The sequence below is a fragment of the Streptomyces sp. RPA4-2 genome (assembly GCF_012273515.2).
GTDB classification, from domain to species: domain Bacteria; phylum Actinomycetota; class Actinomycetes; order Streptomycetales; family Streptomycetaceae; genus Streptomyces; species Streptomyces kaempferi.
Window position 1 is genome coordinate 383327 of record NZ_CP050975.2, and the last position, 18597, is coordinate 401923.

Here is an 18597-nt window from a genome sequence, read left to right on the forward strand (position 1 = left end):
GGTGTGGAATGCGCCGAAGACTCGCCACCGCTCTCACCGCGTCCAGCCTGTCCCTGGTCGCCCTCATCGGCACCGCGAGCACCGCACAAGCCGCCGTCCCCGCCGACAAGGCGCAGGTCCTGTCGAACTGGACCCAGACCAGCGCGTCCAGCTACAACACCTGGGCGGCGGCCCGATCGAACCAAGCCGCCTACGCGGCCTACCAGTTCGACTGGTCGACGGACTACTGCTCCACCTCCCCCGACAACCCCTTCGGCTTCCCGTTCGCCACCTCCTGCGCACGGCACGACTTCGGATACCGCAACTACAAGGCCGCGGGCACCTTCTCCACCAACAAGTCCCGCCTCGACAGCGCCCTTTACGAGGACCTCAAGCGTGTGTGCGTCAACTACGGCGGTGCCACGAAGACGGCATGCGACGGCACCGCGTGGACCTACTACCAGGCGGTCAAGGCCTTCGGCTGACCGACCCGCGCAGAACGCAGCGGGTCACGAGGCACTGCGGACCTCTCGTGACCCGCTCCGCCGGGGCTACCGGGCGGCGAACCCGAGTGTCCGAGCGCACTTTCGGCGGCGCCCGGGTGGGCGTCGCGGGCTGATGGGGCACGCCGCCCGAGGTGTTCGTCGCGGTGTTGCCGAGCGACGCGGCCCTGGCCCCCGACGCTGACGCGACAGTCACAGCCGGGCGCGGCTCACGGGCGCGTGTCGCAACCATCAGGCCCGGCGCATGCCGGCCGACCCGGTCATCGGACGGACGGGGCCATGGCCGTGTCTCTTCGAGCAGGCGACGTCATGGCACCCGACTTGATAGGCAAGGGAACACTTGCCTATGGTGTCGGCCATGGCGGACGATGTGTTCAAGGCACTCGCCGACCCCACCCGTCGGCGCATCCTCGACGAGCTGGTGGAACGGGACGGGCAGACCCTGTTCGAGATATGCACTCGACTGGTGACGAAGCACGGCCTGGGGATGTCCCGCCAGGCGATCAGCCACCACCTGGCCGTACTCGAATCCGCGGGCCTGGTCGTTTCACGGCGCCAGGGCCGCTACAAGTTCCACGATCTGAACACCGAACCCCTCGAGCGCATCGTGACACGATGGCTCAGGCCCGACGCACCGGAGAGCAACCCATGAAGATCCACCTGTCCAGTGTCTTCGTCGATGACCAGGAGGAGGCCCTGCGTTTCTATACCGACGTACTGGGGTTCGTGAAGAAGCACGACGTCCCGCTGGGCGAGGACCGGTGGCTGACCGTGGTCTCGCCGGAAGACCCGGACGGGACGCAACTGCTGCTTGAGCCCTCCGGTCATCCCGCGGTGCGGCCGTACAAGACGGCGCTGGTCCAGGACGGCATCCCGGCCACCTCCTTCGCCGTGGACGACGTCCAGGCCGAGTTCAACCGGCTGCGCGAACTCGGTGTGTACTTCACCCAGGAACCTCTGGAGATGGGCCCGGTCACCACCGCGGTTCTGGACGACACCTGCGGCAACCTGATCCAGATCGTGCACAGCAAGTAGCTGAACGCTTCAGAATGAGGCGGTGAGGCTCGGAGCTCCGCAGTCGATCGCCGGGTCCCTCACCCGCACGGAGCCTCGAGCCGCGCGACACGGCCGACACGGCCGACACGTCGTACGAGACCCGTCACACGGCGCGCGGGCCGGCTCCGTCCGCGGTCCGGCCCTCCCCCTGGTGCCGGCTCGGCTGTTCGGCCGTCCATGAGGCGAGGATGCGCAGTGCGTCGTACGACGGGCTGCCGGGCTCGGCGGTCAGGACCATGAGGCGCTGTCCGGAGCCGTCGGGGCTGCTCCACGTGTCGCAGTCCAGCCTGAGATCTCCCACCAGCGCATGCCGGTAGTACTTGGTGCCGTAACTGGAGCTGATCACACGATGCTCGGCCCACCAGGAACGGAAGTCGGCGTCCTGGGCGGACAACTCGCCCACGAGTCGGGCGAGTTCCGGATCGTCGGGGTCTCCCGCGGCTTCCATGCGCAGCGCGGCGACGGCGTCGCGGGCGTCATGGTCCCACTCCCGGTGCATGCCACGGACGATCGGGTCCATGAACAGCAGATATACGTAGTTGCGTCGGGCTGACGGCATCGACGAGAAGTCCGTGTACAAGGCCGCGGCGGCGGGGTTCCAGGCCAGGATGTCCAGGCGTTTGCCGAGGACGACGGCTGGGGCTCCGGTGAGCTGGTCGAGCAGACGTTGCACGGCGGGCCGCACGTACTGCGCGGACCGCCGTCGACGCGGCCGTGCGTCGGTCCTGCCGGCGAGTTCGTACAGGTACCTCTGCTGGTCGTCGTCGAGGCGCAGCGCCCGGGTCAGGGTGGCGAGCACCGATGCGGACGCCCGGACACGGCCCTGCTCCAATCGCGTGTAGTAGTCGACACTGATCGCCGCGAGCTGGGCGACCTCCTCACGGCGCAGTCCTGCGACCTTGCGAGGGGAGTCCGTGGTGGGCAGGCCGCATGCGTGCGGTGCCAGCTGCGCCCGGCGGGCTTTGAGGAAGGCACCGAGTCCACGGGGATCAGACACCGAAGTCATGCTCTCCATTGTCACGCGGGCGCCGCCCGGGGTGAGGGGGCAGGTTTTTTCCCGGGCAAGGACTTGTCTCTTTTGCGCGCCTGGGGCTGAGCCCAAGGTGGAGGCGTGCCCGGGACGAAGCCGGGCTGGGAGCCGACCACATGAGCGCGGCTCTCCTGAGACAGCCAAACGGAGATTCCCGTGGCCAAGACCACCGTTGCCTTCGACAGCGCCGGCATTCCGCTCGTCGGCGATCACTACACCCCCGACTCCCCGGCGGAGAGTCCCCGTCCCGCGATCGTCGTGGGCCACCCCGGCAGTGGCGTGAAGGAGCAGACCGCAGGCCTCTACGCGCAGCGTCTGGCGGAGAAGGGCTTCGTCACGATCGCCTTCGACGCGGCCTACCAGGGTGAGAGCGGCGGCGAGCCCCGCGGTCTGGAGGACCCGTCCCACCGCGTCGAGGATCTGAAGGCCGCCGTCTCCTTCCTCACCACACGCGGCGAGGTCGACACCGAACGTATCGGTGCTCTTGGCATCTGCGCCTCCGGCGGCTACGTACTCCCCGCCGCCGCGAGTGATCACCGCATCAAGGCCGTCGGGACGGTCAGCGCCGTCGACATAGCCCGCCAGTTCCGCCTGGGCGCCGACGGAGCCCAGCATCCGGCCGTGTTCCAGGGCATGCTCGACACGGCCGCACGGGCACGCACCACCGAGGCCCGCGGTGAGGAGCCGCCCGTCCTGGCCCTCTTCCCCGACACCGCCGAACAAGCCCGGACGCTCGGCGGAGAACACGGCGCCGAGGGTTTCGAGTACTACCGCACCCCTCGAGCCCGGCATGTCCGCTCCGCGAGCTTCCTCACCTGGTCGAGCATCGACCGGATGGCCGCGTTCGATGCCTTCGCCCCGGTGCCGCTGATCGGCCGACGTCCCCTGCTCATGATCGTCGGCACCCGCGCCGTCACCGCGTGGATGAGCGTCGAAGCGTTCCAGCGGGCTACCGGGCCCAAGGAGATTCACTGGATCGACGGCGCCGGCCACGTGGACCTCTACGACAGGAAGCAGTACGTGGACCCCGCCGTCGACAAACTCGCCGACTTCTTCGCCGACTCCCTGAGTCGGGCTGCCTGAACCCACAAATCGGCACCCGCGTCATCGCTTCCGGGCGGATCTGCTGGCCGGCACCACCGGGCCCGGGGCGAGAGCCCGGAACGAGGCGCCGGGGGCTTTCGTCACGGACCGTCCTGCCGCGCGATCGTGTCACCCAGCCGGACCGTGCCTGGTTCCAGGACGTCCAGGTACACCCCGAGGCACGCCAGCCGGCCCAGACCGAAGACGGGTATCCGGTGTTCACGGGCGATCGCACGCATGACACCAGGGTCGGCCGCCAGTTCGTCATGGCCGAGGGTGGGAACCACACAGCGGGGCGTGGGCACCACCACGCGCAACAGTGCCTCGCCCACGCGTACTCGCTGGTCCACCCAGGTGTCCTCCACGAAATCCTGGCCTCCGCCCGTGTCGACAACCAGGTTCGGCCGGAAGCGGCGCGGATCGAAATCGCTGTCGGGATACCTGGCTCGGAGCCCCGCCAAGGCGGACGTCGTGACGAGGTGCACCCTGCCGAAGTCGAAGAACGTCCCCGCAGCCACGTTCCCGACGGTGATCTCCTCCCCCGTACCGTCCACGCGAGCCGTCGCCCGCACCACGTCCGGGACGCCGCCTTCGTACGGGGGCACAGCTCGCTCCAGCGTGCTGTCCGCCGGAGCGCCGGCCGAGACGAACACCTGGCGGCCCAGCAACTTGGACAGCCGAACGTCCAGTTCGGGGTCTCCGACGGGGAGGCTCACGCCGTCGGGCAGTTCGACCTCGACGGCGCCGTCATCGGTCGACCGGCCACGGCACTGCAGCAGTTGCCCCCATTTACGCGGGTGCTTGACGCTCCCGATCGCGCCGGTGTCGTCGAGGACGGCATACGTCCTGTCCCCGGCGAGGCCCGCGTGGGTGACGGCCGCGGACAGCAACGACTCTCCGAGCATGGACTTCACCGGATACCGGCACAACGCGGCCACAGTCCCCATGGAGATCAATCATGGCACGGGCCACGGCTCCTCGGCCAGATCGCCCACACGACTGCGATCACGCCCGAACTCGACTCGACACCAACCACTCGGGCGTTCCCGCCAGTTGCTCTCTCCCCCGCCTGTGGCGAGCACCGCCCTCCCCGTCCGGCGTCTGAATCCGCGAACGGGCGTCACTCCCACGACGACCGCTCGCAGCACCGCCCCTGGGAGCCGGCAGGAGGCGAGGAGGGGCGGCGCCAGGCGGTCCTCGCGTGCGGGCCATTCGCCTTCGATCTTGACAATCCGCTGCCGCGACCTGAAGGCTGACCAACCAGTCGGTATGGAGGAATGGACTGTGACCAAGCTGAGTGTCTCCACTGCTGCGGGCGTGTTCGACGCCATCGCGGCGGGACCGTCCGGGGGCCGCCCGGTACTGCTGCTGCACGGTTTCCCCCAGACAGGGTTGGCGTGGCACCAACAGATCGCCGCGTTGGCCGCGCGAGGCTACCGTGTCGTGGCACCCGACCAGCGTGGCTACTCCCCCGGTGTCCGCCCCGACCGGCCCGAGGACTACCGCGTCGGCACCCTGGTCGACGATGTCGTCGCGATCACGGAGGAACTGGGCTGGGCATCGTTCGACCTGGTCGGCCACGACTGGGGAGGCGCGGTGGCATGGTGGACCGCGGACGCCCACCCCGGGCGCGTCCGTACCCTCAGCGTTGTCTCCACCCCGCACCCCGGCGCCCTGGCAGACGCCTTGCGCACCGACCAGGACCAGCGCGCACGATCCCACTACATGATCGACTGGCGTGAGACGCCCTCGACCGAGGATCACATGCTCGCCGACGACGCCCGGCAGCTTCGTACCATCTACGCCGGAAAGGTCCCGCAGGACAGTGTCGACGCCTACGTGCGGCACCTCTCGCAGCCGGGCGCGCTCACCGCTGCGCTGAACTGGTACCGGGCGGGCCGGCCCGACGGAACGATCGGTCTCATCGATGTGCCCACGATGTATGTCTGGAGCACGAAGGACACCGCGTTCGGCCCGGCGGCCTCCCGGGCGACCGGACAGTGGGTCAGCGGACCGTACCGGTTCGAGACACTCCACGACGTCAGCCGCTGGATCCCCGAAGAAGCGCCCGGGACGCTGAACGGCCTCCTGCTCGAACATCTGCGAGCGCACGGCGAATAGGGCGCCACGGCGGACACCCCGCCCGTCGGACGGGCCGTCAGCGTGATCCCGGGGCCGGCTGCGCACCCGGGCCGGGTACGCCGCCGGTCGAGGGACCTCCTGGGCAGGAAGCCCGGATGGACAGTCCCCACCCCGCCACCGTGGGGGCCTCATCCGGCCCCACTTGATCCGACGAACCGCCGGTGGTCACGCCTCGACGAGATCGCCCGTCGCGGGATTCCGTCCAGGAACCGCGGCGGTGCGGCGGCGGGCCAGCACTCCGGAGTACCAGTATCCGCCGATCATCAAAGCGATGAGGACGATGGTCTCGGTGCTGCCGAGTACCCAAGTGGAGGCGCTGACCACCTTGTCGGGCAGTCTGGGCAGGTTCTCCGGGGAGATCGCGGTCGCGGAGTGCTTGGCCGTTTCGGCCTGGAACGCCTGGTTGCGAGCGGAGCCGTGCAGGAAGGGGGCGACGAAGAGCAGTGACATTCCGAGCAGGGTCTCGACGGCGACCACCGCGGGGAACTGACGCACGAGGATGGTGCGCAGCGGGCGCTCGTCGCCGGCGGCCCGCAGGGCGTCGATCCGCGGGTGCAGCCAGAACTGGTTGAAGACACCGAGCAGGAGCAGGGTTCCGAAGATGAGGATCTTCACGCCCAGCACGCGGCCGTACATCGTCGTGAACAGCTGCGAGGGGCCGTCGACATGCTCCCAGTACAGGAACAGCCCGGACAGGGTGATCGCGGTGACACAGCTCATGGCGGCGACGGAGAAGCGGCGGATCGTGGGAGACCAGAAGGCGGCGCGTTCGGCGGGTGGGACGGCGCCGGGAACGGCCAGCAGTGCCAGTCCGGCCAGCCCGCCCAACCAGACGGCTCCGCCGCACAGATGCAGCATCCACATCGCCGTCTCGAAGAGGGTGCGGCCCCACTCCTCGGGCATCGCGTCCGGGAACCTGGTGGTACCCAGGGCGATCACCCCCGCGCCGAGGCCCGCTATGAGCAGCCCCTTCCGCGCCGGGCCGTTCGCGACCGCGCGGAAGGCGAGCGGGGCGATCAACGCCGCACCGACCAGCAGCAAGGTCACCTCCAGCCCCGACAGCCGTCCGGCGTTGGTGCCGTCGTAGAGGGTGTTCCAGGCGGCCTTGTAGTGGAATCCGCCGCTGTCCCCGGCGTGGGCCAGGTCGGTGAGCACGGCGGCGCAGGCCAGCACCGCCAGGACGACCGCCGCGCGGGCGAGTCTGGCCGTCACCGCAGCGAGGGTGTCAGCGCCGATCCGGAGCGCCACGGGCCCCGCGGCCGTCAGGGCAAGGGCCGTCACCCCGACAAATCCCATCAGGGTCACCCATGTTGCCCACGCCACCGCACTGTCCTCGAAGGGACCGAGCGGCGTCGACGGCGCCGGCGCCGCGGAGAACTGCAGCAAGCCGGACGTTGGATCGGGCAGGGGCATGACTGACCACCCTCTTGAGAACGGGGAAGAAGACGAAAGCGACTTAGGTTAGGCACTCCTTACTTGAAACGTCAACATGTGCACGTTCGCCTGAGGACAGGCCCGAGAATCACCGCGCAGATCCAGCGCAGCGCTCCGGCAACCCGCGCCGTCGTCACGGTCAGCAGGAAGGTGGGAGGGGGATCTCAGGGAGCAGCAGGATCGGGGGGCGGCACCCACCTGCGAACGCGTCGCCCGATAAATTGCCCTCATGTCTTCCGCACTTGTCGTCGGTTACGACCCACAAGCGATACCCGGCATCGACGGGCAGGCACTTCGCGCGGCTCTCGACGCGGAGCTGGCCCGTTTCGGTGAGCACGGCATCAACGCCGCCATGACACTGGTCGCGTTCGACGAATCGGCCGAGCCCACCCTCGCCGCGTCGCTGGCCGAGCACCCGTGGGATGTCGTGGTCATCGGCGGTGGGATCCGCAAGGCCGAACAATTGCTTCCGCTCTTCGAGACGATCGTGAACCTGATCCGCCGTCATGCGCCCCAGGCCGCCGTCGCGTTCAACACCAGTGGCGGAGACAGCGTCGAAGCGGCACAGCGGTGGCTCTGATTCCGGCCGTCCGCTGACCAAGCGTTCACGGCTTGCCGGCCGGCGGAGTTGGTCTCCCATCGGCCGCGGAACGGAACCCAGACGACGCCACGGGCACCCTGGTAACCCCTCGTCCGCCCAGCAGGGGATGCGGGCCTGGTCGAGGGCGTCGATGATGACCTGTTCGCGGGTTGAGCGAATGTCGTGGACGGCCCCTGGCAGTGCGGGTGAGGCCCACAGCAGCCGACCGAACGGATCGGCGTGACCTGCACGTTCATGCCGTGTTTCTTGTACTTGCCGGAGAAGTACGGCCGTTCGGCGGCTGGCCGCTGTGCCGACCCAGGGGCAGGCCCCTGTTCAGCCACGCTGTAGCAGCTGAAGGTGACCTGCCACTCGATGCGAGCAAAACCTTGGCCACGCCGGTGCCGCCCGTGACCGTGACCGTCACGTTCTACTGGGTCACGATGATCCCCCTTCGCGGCTCGCCGGACGGGCAGGCGTGTGGCGCACCGGTCCGGCGCTGTCCCGCCCGCAGTGGTCGAGGGCCGTCACGCCGCCCGGGTCCGGCACATACGCTGATCCTCGGGACGTCCGGCACGGCACTAACCGATGACGCGGATCGGCTGCCCCGCCAGGAATGCGGCGATGTCTTCCACGGCGTCGCGGTAGAACACCTCGTACAGTTCGCGGGTCACATAACCGATGTGCGGGGTGAGTACGGTGTTCGTCAGCGTGCGGAAGGGGTGGTCAGGAGGCAGTGGCTCGGTGTCGTAGACGTCGAGTGCCGCGCACCTGATCGCTTCGCGGCGCAAGGCATCCAGCAGTGCGTCCTGGTCGACGAGGGGGCCGCGCGAGGTGTTCACCAGGATCGCGGACGGCTTCATCGCGGCGAGTTCCGCACGGCCGACCAGCCCTCGGGTGCGGGAACTCAGCACCAGATGCACCGACAACACGTCCGCGCCGGCGAAGAGCTCCTCTTTGGTCACTGCCCTCACCCCGTGCTCGGCCGCGCGTCCGGGTGTGAGGTTCTCGCTCCAGGCGATGGTGTCCATGCCGAAGGCCTGGCCGATCCTCGCCACCCGGCTTCCCAGGTTTCCCAGCCCGAGGAGGCCGAGGGTCCTTCCGCGCAGCTCGGTGCCCAGCGTGCGCTGCCAGCCCTCGTCCCGCATCGATCGCTCCTCCGTCGGCAGGTTGCGTACCGCGGCGAGGATCAGCGCCCAGGTGAGTTCGACCGTGGGCTCGGGGTAGTACCCGGTGCCGCAGACGACAACTCCGTGCCGGGCAGCGGCCGCCAAGTCGATGGCGGCGTTGCGTGGACCGGTGGTGACCAGCAGTTTCAGATCGGGCAACCGACCCAGAACGTCGGCTGTGAAGGGCGTCCGCTCGCGCATCGCGACGACTGCCTCGAAACCGGCGAGCCTGCTGACCAGTTCGTCGACGTCCGGGATATGGCTGCTGAACACCTCCACCTCGGCGTTCAGACCGCTCCAGTCGGCGCAGTCGAGTGCGACGTTCTGGTAATCGTCAAGCACTGCGATCTTCATGCGAGCGATGCTAATGCCGCGGGTCAGGATCTGGCCGCAAGGTGCGCATCCCCACGACCGACACGCCGGTCTCGTCAGGTGTTCGGACCTGATGTCCGCGTCCTCACAGACCCAGGCCGACGACGCCGTGCCCGTCCGTGGCCAAACCGGCCCGTGCTCACCGGACCTTGCCGTCATGTGCGGCGCGTGAGCCCGCCCGGCAGCGGGGCGACGGCGGGGAACCACCCGTTGGCCGCCGCGAGGTCGGCTCACGATGCCGGATGCCTGCGAGGCAGAGCAGGGAGACGAGGAAGGTCGCGGCGTTGGCGAACATCCCGTTCACGGCACCCGCCAGTTGTGCGATCAGGCCGCCGGAGCCGAGCCCGGCGATCTGCGCGGCGGACGCGCTGCCGTGCAGTTCGGCGTTGCCCTCGGACTGGTCATCAGGTTCCAGAATGCTGGGGAGATAAGCGCTGTAGGCGGTCTGGAAGAACACCGCTGCCGTGCCCGTGAACAGTGCGACGGCCAGCAGCAGTCCGGCACTCAACCAGCCGCACCACGCGGCGACCGGCACGCCGGCGAAGAGCAGGAGGGAGACCGTGGCGGCGGCCACCATGATCGGCCTGCGCCGCGACCGGTCCACCCAGACACCGGCGCTCGCCCTGGTCCGGGCGGCGGGCGCGCCGGGGATGCGTGCCGCCCGGACCAGGGGACCGACGGGGATGCATGCCACCCGCATCGGGGGGCCGACGGGGGTCAGCCGATCGCGGGGCGTCCACCGGCGACTTCGAGGACGACGCCGGTGATGTAACTGGCGCGCCGGGAGGCCAGGAAGACGACTGCCTCGGCGACCTCCTCGGGCTCGGCGATGCGGCGCAGGGCGGTCGTGTTGGCGATGGCCTGCAGCGAGGCGGCGTCCATGGCGTCGGTTCCCGGGGTGCGGGTGGGTCCGGGGGCGACCGCGTTGACGCGGATGCCCCGCTCGGCGAACTCGGCGGCCCACACGGCGGTGAGCTGCTCGAGTGCGGCCTTGGACGCGGCATACATGCCGGCGCCCTTGGCGGGGACCGTGGCGGCGAGGGTGCTGATGTTCACGATGGATCCGCGGCCGCGCTGAGCCATGCCCGGGGCCAGGGCGCGGACGAGCACGTAGGGGGCCTTGGTGTTCAGATCCATGTGCAGGTCGAAGAGTTCCGTGGTCATCTCCGATGTCGGCAAAAACTTGTAGACGCCTGCGTTGTTGACCAGTACGTCGACGTCTCCGGCCTCGCGGGCCAGGCGCTCGACGTCGGCGGGGTCGCCGAGGTCTGCCTGGACGAAGCGGGCGCTCCCTCCGGCTTTCTCGATCTCGGCGACGACGTCGGCTCCGCGGTCCTGGTCGCGACCGTGGACGACGATTTCCGCGCCTTCGTCCGCGAGCTGGAGGGCCACGGCGCGGCCGATACCGGCGGTGGCGCCGGTGACGAGAGCGGTGAGTCCGGACATTCCCATGGTTCATTCCTTCGCGTGCTGTGAGCGTGTCGCTGTCGGTGAGCCGCCGCGGTGGAGGCGGTGCCACTGAGACGGGGAGGGGCGGCGCTGGTGACTTACGCGGAGTCGAAGATCAGGATGCCTATACTTTAAAGTTCCCTTCATCTTTGAAGTTCCCTTCATCAGTGTCGTCGACGTTAACATGCACCAGCCGACTCCCATTCCTGAGCAGTGGAGGCGAGGGCCAGGCCGCATTGAAAACCCGCCGAGATCCATCGCTGAGCGAAATCGCCCCCGGTGTCGACCTGCGGTTGGTTGCCGTCGAGTCGGCCGTCGGGCAGGGAGACCAGGTTGTGCCGCGCTGGTCGAGTGGGTGACCGTGCTGACCGTCATCCTGGAAGGCGACCGCCGCTGCAGGCTCCGGACCACAGAGCGAGCCCTGGTCGCCCTGGTGTACTCACCGCAGGCACGACACCCTCGGCGTCGTCGCCGCTCGGGCAGCGTCCGACGCTACTCCGACGTGCTGACGTCGACCCCGGGAGCCAGGTCGGCCACCCTGTCGAGAAGCTTCACCAGTTGACGGTAATCGTCCTCGGACAGGGCCTCACGCAGGCCGTGTTCGACACGCTCGGAGAGGGACTTCGCGGCGGCGGCCCGCTCCACGCCTGCCGGTGTGAGGGACACGAGCATGACGCGGCCGTGGTCCGGCGAGGCATGGCGCTCAACCAGTCCCTTGGCTTCCAGGTTCTTGACGATGCCGGTCATCGTCTGCGAGGTGACCAGGCCCTCACGGGACAGCTGGGTGCACGACTTCGCCACACCGCCGGTCAGACAGCCCAGCACCTTGCACTGCGACTCCGTCAGGTCCAGGTTCCGCACGCCGTGGGCCTTGCGCGCCACGATGGACTGTTCGGCCCGCTTGAGGTGAAAGCCGAGCGTGTGCGAGGGAACCACCGGCGCGGACTGGGCGGCGGCCGGTTCGCGGATCTTCTTCGACTGTGGCATCGCTGCCGCGCCTGCCTCTCCTGGAGCCGTTCACTAAATCATAACGCTTCACGAATGGAGGAACCTGCGTCGAACCAGGCCGCGCCGACACTGACGCCGGCACACCAGGCGCCTTGCTCAACGAGATCTGTCGAGCAGGTGGCGGTTCCACCCGACGGCCGCCGTCTCCCTCCACCCGCGTCGCGCCCCGCGAGGCCGCCGAAGTCGGGTGCGAGCTGTGGCCGTTGGACCGTAGCGTCCTCGAATGAGCAGCTTCAACACGCACCAGAGACGAGTCCGCGACGAGAGCCTGCCCGCCCCCGTCCGGCATACGAATCTACGGTCTTGCCTCGTGCACTTCGCGCCCTACGGATTCCGAGCCACGTATCACCACCTCTGCCTCAGCGCGCGAATTCCCAAGGACCTCGAAAGAGACCCGAGTTCGCTCGTCCGTGCCGTCCAGGAGTTGCATCACGCCCGAGAACTCCGGCTCGCCGACGAGCGCGACTACGCCAACCGTCGCCGGGCGGAGAAGGCCCGTGGCATGAGGCAGGCGGAATCAAGCGGATCCTGGCGGGACACTCAGTCGGGTACGGGGCACGTCGCCTACTGTCCCCATCCGACATTCCATCCCAGCGAACCGCTGCCCGTCGTGGTCGAGCGGGTGCTCTCCTCATCGGTCCCGCCCGGCGAAGCTCCCGCGTCGACGTGCCGAGTATGCGGCCGCCACGACAACACCATCGCCTGGCATGACGGCGCCTACCAGCTCCATCAGTTGTGCAGGAACTGCGGGGTCAGTCTCGGCGTGCAGCGAGCCGACGCGCCCGACCCGATGCCGGCGGCCCGCCAAGACCGCCAGTGGAAGGACATCTGGACGCTACGCAACGAATCTCCGCGCAGCCGTCCAGGCTGAGTCCCTTCGCCGTCTCGTCCAGGGCGCCCTGCGAGATCGGCGGCCATGTCGCGCTCGTCTCCACACCGGTCCCGACGGTCGACGCCCACGCTCAGGCGGCGGCACCGGGAGTGTGGCGTGGCTTGTTGATCGCGGGCGTGCGGTCGCGTTCACTCGGCGCATGTGGTGACCAACGGTGATTCCCGCACGCCGCTGCCTCTGGGCGTAGCACTCGACCAGGCGTCCATTACGCCGGTGCACCGGCGATTCTGGCTGGTGGCGGCCCTGGGGGTGATACTGGACGGGTTCGATTTCTTCATCATCGGCGTGGCCAATCCGCTCATCGCCAAGGACCTGGGCGGCAGCACGACCGATCGGGGTCTGCTCTCGGCCGCGGCCATCGTGGGCGCCATGTTCGGAGCGGCTCTGCTGGGACCGCTGGGCGACCGTGTGGGGCGCAGCAAGATCTTCCGGGTCGATCTGTGGCTGTTCGTGATCTTCTCCCTGGCCTGTACGTTCGCCTGGGATCTGTGGTCGCTGATCGCCTTCCGTTTCCTGCTCGGCATCGCGGTCGGGCTCGACTATCCCATCGCGGCCAGCTATCTGGCGGAGATCCTGCCGGCACGCCAACGGGGCAGGTGGCTGGTGAGCGCCTTCAGTCTCCAGGCAGCGGGAATCATGATCGGCGCAGTCGTCGGCGTCGTCATCCTCACGGCGTGGCCCGAGATCGGCTCCTGGCGGATCATGCTCGGCTTCGGTGCGCTGCTCGCGCTTGTGATCATCTGGCTGCGCCGCACCATGCCCGAGAGCCCACGCTGGCTGGCTCAGCACGGCCGAGAAGAGGAAGCCACGGCGATCGCCGAGAAGATGACCGGCGTCGCCTGCCGGGTCACCGACAGGGACCGGGCACACCCACAGGCGCCGCGGGAAGGCTGGAACGCACTCGTGCAGCCCCAGCTGTTCAAACGCCCCTTGCTGAGGCTGACGGTGTTCACCTCGGTTCCCTGGTTCCTGATGGACATCGCCACCTACGGGGTCGGTATCTTCACGCCGACCCTGCTCGCCGGGCTGGCCCTGGCCGGCCCGAACGCGACGTTCCTGGCCGACGACATCTCCTCGACCGAGGGCACCGCGTTCCTGGATGTCTTCCTCGTCGTCGGCTTCGTGCTGGCCATCGTCCTCGTGGACCGGGTGGGGCGGATCCGACTGCAACTCGTGGGATTCGCCGTGATGACCATCGCCTTGTGCCTGCTGGCCGTCGCCGATCAACTGCCCGGGGGCGGCAACACCCATCTGCCGCTGGTCTTCGTCGGGTTCGCGCTCTTCAACACGTTCATGAACCTGGGGCCGAACTCCACGACGTTCACCCTGCCCGCCGAGGTCTTCCCAGCCGACGTACGGGCCGCCGGGCACGGCTTCGCCGCCGGATTCGGAAAGCTGGGCGCGGCGCTGGGCACCTTCCTCTTCCCGATCCTGCTCGACTCCGCCGGCGCCTCCCCGCTTCTCTACGGAGCAGCAGTCACGAGCGCCCTCGCCTTCCTCGTCACCTGGACACTCCGCATCGAGACCCGGGGCCGTTCACTGGACGACCTCTCCGGCCTCGAAGCGGCCGCCGTCTCCCCACGCATCACCCCTCCGTGATCCGGTCGCGAAGACGTGAACCGGGTTCAGCCCACTGCCGCGGCGCCCGGCGGACATCGGCTCGAGCGGACGCACGCCGACGGCCACCCGATCAAGCGCTGACGTTCAGGACGGCGCACTCCGCGACCCCCGGTTCGGACAGCAGGCGTCGAGCCGCGCCAGGGCTGCGGTCGCGTCCGAACCCGCGGCGATGTCCTGGTCACGATGGCATCGCCGCGTGCCGCTTCCCGCACCGGTGACCTCACCATCGAGCTCGAACTCTGCTCCCGACGATTCCTCGGCCTCGGCACGGTCGATCGGCAGGCCGACGAGGACGATCCCGGCGGGCATGCCGAGGCTTTGCCGGCCGAAGCGCTCGGGCCCGGTCTCATGAAGCGGTATCGGTCGGTGTCACGCCTTGAACCTCACGCGATGTGAGGGTGCATCGTTGTCTCTGCTCGACGCGCTGCGGGCCATCGGCGGTACGGGGCGCGGGGGCGAGCACACACTGGGCCGCCACCTGGACGCCGGTCAGATTCAGGTGCTGCGAAGTCGCGCCGCTGCCCTGGGACCCGCGAGGCATTACCTGCTTGAGGTCGAGTGGCCCCAGCTGTACCGCAGGGCCGAACGGCTCCGTACGGCCGGAATTCCTGCCACGGATGGGGAGGTACGTCGGCTGGTGGCCCGCATGGATGAGCTGAGCGCGTTGTTCTCCAGCGGTGACGCCGGTGTCTCCGCCGGTGTACGGGCTGCCTGGCATGACGATCCAGCGGCCATGTCCGGGGACTCGAGTGCTCCGGTCGACGACTGGTGCGAGCTCTCCGACTACCTGAACCGCGCTCGCCACAACCCCCGTTGAACGGCACGTGCCGCGCGGCTGCGCACCCGGTACGGCTGTCCGCCTGCCGGGGTACCACCACCTGTGGTGCGCAGGCATCCAGGAACGCCATCGGATCGGCCGGGAGTTGGGACCGAACGGCTTGCCCGTCGCCACCACGACGCCGAGGAAGACGAGGAAGACGGGGTCGCCCTCTCAGGGCCCGCTCGGCCCGCTTGTCGGCGGAGGTCGACGCGGAGGTGACGCCCGTGTCCGCCGGTCGCAGTGCGCGTCCGCGGTGGCGACGATCCGCTCGCGGGAGGTCGCCGTCTCTCGTGACCGCGGCCGAGGACCGACCCTCGGCCGCGGGGATCACCGACTTGTGCGCCATCATGCGGGGTAAGCCACCGCATCCCCGGTCGGGAAACGGCGGAACGCCCCGCTCACGGCGACGACCCCTCCGCGTCGATGGTCGCGGGAATCGCTCCCTGCGTGCGCAGTTCGGCGATCTCGACGGGGCCGAATCCCAGCTCGCCGAGGATCTCGTCGTTGTGCTCGCCCAGGTCCGGTGCCCGTTTCGCAGGCACCTTCGGTACGCCGCGGAGGTTGACCGGGCTGCTGATGGTTTCCGTCAGCCCCTCGACCCCCTCCAGGGGCACGACGATGTCGTTGGCGCGCAACTGCGGGTCCTGGGCGGTCTCCTCGGGCGTCTGGATGAGGCTGTAGGTGATACGTTCCCGGCCCAGTGTGTCCTGCCAGTAGGCGAAGGGCCGCGAGCGGAACTCGGTGTCGAGCAGTTCGCTCAGCGCGCCGGCGTTCCGGACGAAGCCCTCGAGGTCGGCGAACCGGGGATCCTCGAGCAGCTCGGGGTGTCCGACGGCCCGCGTCAGCCCCGGCCAGTGCGGGGGCGAGGCGACCAGCATGAACCACTCGCCGTCCGCGGTCCGGTACGGATTGATCAGCGGGTTCGCCGGCGCCTTCCGGTCGTGCAGCTCGAACGGTGTGCCGCCGGCGAGTGCGCCGGCCACGAGTGTTCCCGTGGCCCAGACGCCCGTGGCGAGCAGCGACGTTCCGACGTCGGCCCCTTGTCCGGTGCGTTCGCGATGGTAGAGGGCGGTCGTGATCGCGGCGTAGATGGCGATCGCCGTCGTGTAGTCGCCGCTGCCCCACACCGGGACGGTCGGCGGGGCTCCCGCGTCGCGGGTGGAGGCCAGGAGGCCGCTGCGCGACCAGTAGGCGGTCAGGTCGAAGCCCGGCTGCCGGGCGTCGGGACCCGCGTCACCGAAGCCGGTGATGTCGGCGTAGACGACGCGCGGGTTCCAGCCCGCGATCTCCTCGTAGCCGAGGTGCAGCTTCTCGCGCGTGCCGTGCGGGAAGTTGGTGATCACCACGTCGGCCCACTCGACGAGTCGCTTGAGGACCCCGACAGCGGCCGGTGACTTCAGGTCGATCACCATGCCACGCTTGTTGCGGTTGGCGAGGTGCCAGCCGTAGTTGGCCTGAGCCCGGGGACTGGGCGGCACGGAACTCAGCCTTCGCTGGGGATCGCCCGCCCCCGGCGGCTCGATCTTGATGACGTCCGCTCCGAAGTCGGAGAGCATGGTGGCCGCGGCCGGTCCCGCGATGAACGAGGACGCGTCGAGGACCTTCAGACCGGTGAAGACGGATTCAGTGGTGGATTCAGTGGTCATCGTCATCACTTCACGAAGGCGCTGAGGCCGCCGGTGACGGCGCGTCCGACGATCAGGGTCTGGATCTCCCGCGTGCCCTCGTACGAGTAGAGGGCCTCCGCGTCGGCCACGAAGCGGCCGACCTTGTAGTCGAGGACGATGCCGTTGCCGGCGAGCAGTTCCCGGGCCCACCCGACGCTCTCGCGCATCCGCACGGTGCAGTAGGCCTTGGCCAGGGCCGACTGTTCGTCCCTGAAGATCCCGGCGTCCTGCAACTGGGCCAGGCGCGTCACCATCCCGCACGAGGCCGTGGCGTTGCCGAGCATCTTCACCAGCAGATCCTGCACGAGCTGGAAGCCTCCGATCGGGCGCCCGAACTGCTCGCGCTCCTTCGCGTACTGCAGGGCGATCTCGTAGGCGCCGAACATCACCCCCACCGCCTGCCACGCCACACCGCTGCGCGTCTGGCGCAGAATGCCGGCGGTGTCCTTGAAGGTGTTCGCGTTCTGCAGCCGGTTGGCCTCCGGAACACGGCAGCCTTCGAGCACGATGTCGGCGTTCTGCACGATGCGCAGCGCCATCTTGTTCTCGATCTTCGTCGCGGTGAACCCGGGGGTGTCCTTCTCCACGACGAAGCCCAGTACGTGCTGCGTCTCGACGTCACGGGCCCAGACGACCACCATGTCGGCGAACGTCGCGTTTCCGATCCAGCGCTTGGCTCCGTCGAGGATCCACTCGTCGCCGTCCCTGCGCGCGGTGGTGCGCAGGCCGCCCGCCACGTCGGAACCGCCGTGCGGCTCGGTCAGGGCGAAGGCGCCGATCTTCTCGAAGCGGCTCATCGACGGCAGCCAACGCCTCTTCTGTTCGTCGGAGCCACAGGCGAGGACGGTGCCCATGGCCAGACCCGTGTGCACGCCGCAGAACGTCGCCAACGAGGCGTCGGCATGCGCGAATTCGAGTGCGAGGAAGCCTGAGAAGAGGTTGCTCGGCCTGGGTTCCGTGGAGTCCGGGTCGGCCCAGTCCACCAGCCCGAGACTCCCGAAGCCCTCGACCAACTGGAAGGGGAACTCGGCCCGGGCCCAGTAGTCGTCGACGATCGGAGCGGCCTGCGCGCGGAGGAACTCGCGGACGGACTCGATCTTCTCCCGCTCGCTGTCCGTGAGCAGGTCCTCGAAGGCGTAGAAATCGGCGGGCAGCGGTCCTTTGTCCAGGTAGGGACCTGACGGGGTCGGCAACTGCGTGGTGCCGCTCATGGCAATCTCCCTCAAGCGCTGTGGGACATGGCACGGAGATCCGAGCCCGTCGGTGCTCTGGGCGCCTGGCGTTTCGGTTCTCCGGCGCGATTCAACGCGGATCCCGGACCGATCCCCCGGACCCGCGCCGTGCGGGGGTGCCGTTCTCGCCGCAGACCACTCCAGTGGCCTGCCATCAGCTGGTGTGAGGTCCCGTACGAGAGCCACGGCCGGGCACGAAGCACTGCCGGCCGACCGTCGGCAGCAAGCGCTCACCATGACCTGCGATGCCCGGTGCCCTCACAGCGAGCCCCCTTGTCGGGGTTGTCGCCGATTTGAGCGTCTACGAAATGCGGTTCTCACAAGTGATCCATTGACACACCCTCGTTCTGGACCAGTAATTGATCATCGACGGATGTGAATCCGCCATCGTTGGGCCCGAGTTGGGCCCTTTCATGGATTGGTGAACAGTGTCGATATCGCCACCCGCGAGAAGTGCCGCCACAGGCTTCCGCATACTTGGCCGAGGCGTCGTGGCCCTGGGTGCCGCCGCGACCCTCGTACTGATGGGGGGCCTGCCTTCCGCACAGGCGGCCCAGAGCT

General features: G+C 68.9%; 18 protein-coding genes and 3 pseudogenes. 11 read left to right on the top strand and 10 right to left on the bottom strand.

The window, feature by feature from the left end; all coding sequences use genetic code 11:
• Nucleotides 1–8: 8 nt before the first annotated feature.
• The 3 genes from HEP85_RS01370 to HEP85_RS01380 all read left to right on the top strand — a co-directional run bounded on the left by HEP85_RS01370 (nt 9) and on the right by HEP85_RS01380 (nt 1517).
• Nucleotides 9–464, top strand: a complete 456-nt coding sequence (locus HEP85_RS01370) for a phospholipase (RefSeq protein ID WP_168525379.1) — start codon at nt 9–11, stop codon at nt 462–464.
• Between the two features lie 376 nt (nt 465–840).
• Nucleotides 841–1134: a helix-turn-helix transcriptional regulator gene (locus HEP85_RS01375; protein ID WP_168525381.1), complete on the top strand. Its 294-nt coding sequence runs from the start codon at nt 841–843 to the stop codon at nt 1132–1134.
• The gene (locus HEP85_RS01380; RefSeq protein WP_168525383.1) at nt 1131–1517 is read left to right on the top strand and encodes a VOC family protein; all 387 of its coding nucleotides are present in this window, start codon (nt 1131–1133) and stop codon (nt 1515–1517) included. The genes HEP85_RS01375 and HEP85_RS01380 overlap by 4 nt, the downstream gene beginning before the upstream one ends.
• Before the next feature lie 124 nt (nt 1518–1641).
• On the opposite strand, the gene HEP85_RS01385 is transcribed toward HEP85_RS01380, so the two are convergent.
• Nucleotides 1642–2544 carry a helix-turn-helix domain-containing protein gene (locus tag HEP85_RS01385; RefSeq protein ID WP_168525385.1) on the bottom strand — a complete coding sequence of 301 codons (903 nt, stop codon included), beginning with the start codon at nt 2542–2544 and terminating at the stop codon, nt 1642–1644.
• Between the two features lie 180 nt (nt 2545–2724).
• Between HEP85_RS01385 and HEP85_RS01390 the strand changes: the two genes are divergently transcribed.
• Nucleotides 2725–3651, top strand: coding sequence for an alpha/beta hydrolase (locus HEP85_RS01390; RefSeq protein ID WP_168525387.1), 927 nt, complete (start codon nt 2725–2727; stop codon nt 3649–3651).
• 101 nt (nt 3652–3752) lie between these two features.
• Here HEP85_RS01390 and HEP85_RS01395 read toward each other — a convergent pair whose 3' ends face one another.
• Entirely contained in the window at nt 3753–4598 is an 846-nt protein-coding gene (locus tag HEP85_RS01395; protein WP_168525389.1) for an MOSC domain-containing protein, read from the bottom strand.
• A 337-nt stretch (nt 4599–4935) separates the two neighbouring features.
• Here HEP85_RS01395 and HEP85_RS01400 point away from each other — a divergent pair, with 337 nt between their 5' ends.
• Complete coding sequence (locus tag HEP85_RS01400; protein ID WP_248001776.1) at nt 4936–5772, top strand: alpha/beta fold hydrolase; 837 nt, start codon at nt 4936–4938, stop codon at nt 5770–5772.
• A gap of 186 nt (nt 5773–5958) precedes the next feature.
• Here the strand turns inward: HEP85_RS01400 and HEP85_RS01405 are convergent, their stop codons facing one another.
• A complete protein-coding gene (locus HEP85_RS01405) occupies nt 5959–7005 on the bottom strand; it encodes a copper resistance D family protein (RefSeq protein WP_369657546.1) in 1047 nt (348 codons plus the stop codon).
• 451 nt (nt 7006–7456) lie between these two features.
• On the opposite strand from HEP85_RS01405, the gene HEP85_RS01410 reads away from it, so the two are divergent.
• Nucleotides 7457–7807: a hypothetical protein gene (locus HEP85_RS01410; protein ID WP_168525395.1), complete on the top strand. Its 351-nt coding sequence runs from the start codon at nt 7457–7459 to the stop codon at nt 7805–7807.
• 23 nt (nt 7808–7830) lie between these two features.
• Here HEP85_RS01410 and HEP85_RS01415 read toward each other — a convergent pair.
• From HEP85_RS01415 to HEP85_RS01430, 4 genes and pseudogenes are all read right to left on the bottom strand, one after another.
• A pseudogene (locus HEP85_RS01415) lies at nt 7831–8115 on the bottom strand (transposase family protein); the annotation flags it as partial.
• Nucleotides 8116–8388: 273 nt separating this feature from the next.
• Complete coding sequence (locus HEP85_RS01420; protein WP_168525397.1) at nt 8389–9330, bottom strand: D-2-hydroxyacid dehydrogenase family protein; 942 nt, start codon at nt 9328–9330, stop codon at nt 8389–8391.
• Between the two features lie 226 nt (nt 9331–9556).
• A pseudogene (locus HEP85_RS01425) lies at nt 9557–9961 on the bottom strand (MFS transporter); the annotation flags it as partial.
• A gap of 104 nt (nt 9962–10065) precedes the next feature.
• Nucleotides 10066–10800, bottom strand: coding sequence for an SDR family NAD(P)-dependent oxidoreductase (locus HEP85_RS01430; protein WP_168525399.1), 735 nt, complete (start codon nt 10798–10800; stop codon nt 10066–10068).
• A gap of 340 nt (nt 10801–11140) precedes the next feature.
• Between HEP85_RS01430 and HEP85_RS01435 the strand changes: the two are divergent.
• Nucleotides 11141–11236, top strand: a pseudogene (locus tag HEP85_RS01435) (IS5/IS1182 family transposase); the annotation flags it as partial.
• 53 nt (nt 11237–11289) lie between these two features.
• Here HEP85_RS01435 and HEP85_RS01440 read toward each other — a convergent pair.
• Nucleotides 11290–11784, bottom strand: coding sequence for a MarR family winged helix-turn-helix transcriptional regulator (locus HEP85_RS01440; protein WP_168525401.1), 495 nt, complete (start codon nt 11782–11784; stop codon nt 11290–11292).
• Between the two features lie 244 nt (nt 11785–12028).
• Here HEP85_RS01440 and HEP85_RS01445 point away from each other — a divergent pair, with 244 nt between their 5' ends.
• The 4 genes from HEP85_RS01445 (at nt 12029) to HEP85_RS01460 (ending at nt 15134) form a co-directional block, all read left to right on the top strand.
• The gene (locus tag HEP85_RS01445) at nt 12029–12676 is read left to right on the top strand and encodes a hypothetical protein (RefSeq protein WP_168525403.1); all 648 of its coding nucleotides are present in this window, start codon (nt 12029–12031) and stop codon (nt 12674–12676) included.
• A gap of 234 nt (nt 12677–12910) precedes the next feature.
• Nucleotides 12911–14296, top strand: coding sequence for an MFS transporter (locus HEP85_RS01450; protein WP_168525441.1), 1386 nt, complete (start codon nt 12911–12913; stop codon nt 14294–14296).
• Between the two features lie 204 nt (nt 14297–14500).
• Nucleotides 14501–14713 (top strand): hypothetical protein, encoded by a 213-nt coding sequence (locus HEP85_RS01455; RefSeq protein WP_168525443.1) that lies wholly within the window; start codon nt 14501–14503, stop codon nt 14711–14713.
• A 10-nt stretch (nt 14714–14723) separates the two neighbouring features.
• Nucleotides 14724–15134, top strand: a complete 411-nt coding sequence (locus HEP85_RS01460) for a hypothetical protein (RefSeq protein ID WP_248001777.1) — start codon at nt 14724–14726, stop codon at nt 15132–15134.
• Between the two features lie 401 nt (nt 15135–15535).
• On the opposite strand, the gene HEP85_RS01465 is transcribed toward HEP85_RS01460, so the two are convergent.
• Nucleotides 15536–16783, bottom strand: coding sequence for a CaiB/BaiF CoA-transferase family protein (locus tag HEP85_RS01465; RefSeq protein WP_168525445.1), 1248 nt, complete (start codon nt 16781–16783; stop codon nt 15536–15538).
• 5 nt (nt 16784–16788) lie between these two features.
• Nucleotides 16789–18015 (bottom strand): acyl-CoA dehydrogenase family protein, encoded by a 1227-nt coding sequence (locus HEP85_RS01470; protein ID WP_168525447.1) that lies wholly within the window; start codon nt 18013–18015, stop codon nt 16789–16791.
• Between the last annotated feature and the right edge of the window lie 582 nt (nt 18016–18597).

Coding starts and splice junctions, on each gene's coding strand:
- HEP85_RS01455 (WP_168525443.1), top strand. CDS start 14,501: ATGGCATCGCCGCGTGCCGCTTCCCGCACCGGTGACCTCACCATCGAG.
- HEP85_RS01470 (WP_168525447.1), bottom strand. CDS start 18,015: ATGAGCGGCACCACGCAGTTGCCGACCCCGTCAGGTCCCTACCTGGAC.
- HEP85_RS01370 (WP_168525379.1), top strand. CDS start 9: ATGCGCCGAAGACTCGCCACCGCTCTCACCGCGTCCAGCCTGTCCCTG.
- HEP85_RS01440 (WP_168525401.1), bottom strand. CDS start 11,784: ATGCCACAGTCGAAGAAGATCCGCGAACCGGCCGCCGCCCAGTCCGCG.
- HEP85_RS01395 (WP_168525389.1), bottom strand. CDS start 4,598: ATGGGGACTGTGGCCGCGTTGTGCCGGTATCCGGTGAAGTCCATGCTC.
- HEP85_RS01410 (WP_168525395.1), top strand. CDS start 7,457: ATGTCTTCCGCACTTGTCGTCGGTTACGACCCACAAGCGATACCCGGC.
- HEP85_RS01465 (WP_168525445.1), bottom strand. CDS start 16,783: ATGACCACTGAATCCACCACTGAATCCGTCTTCACCGGTCTGAAGGTC.
- HEP85_RS01375 (WP_168525381.1), top strand. CDS start 841: ATGGCGGACGATGTGTTCAAGGCACTCGCCGACCCCACCCGTCGGCGC.
- HEP85_RS01420 (WP_168525397.1), bottom strand. CDS start 9,330: ATGAAGATCGCAGTGCTTGACGATTACCAGAACGTCGCACTCGACTGC.
- HEP85_RS01445 (WP_168525403.1), top strand. CDS start 12,029: ATGAGCAGCTTCAACACGCACCAGAGACGAGTCCGCGACGAGAGCCTG.
- HEP85_RS01385 (WP_168525385.1), bottom strand. CDS start 2,544: ATGACTTCGGTGTCTGATCCCCGTGGACTCGGTGCCTTCCTCAAAGCC.
- HEP85_RS01430 (WP_168525399.1), bottom strand. CDS start 10,800: ATGGGAATGTCCGGACTCACCGCTCTCGTCACCGGCGCCACCGCCGGT.
- HEP85_RS01380 (WP_168525383.1), top strand. CDS start 1,131: ATGAAGATCCACCTGTCCAGTGTCTTCGTCGATGACCAGGAGGAGGCC.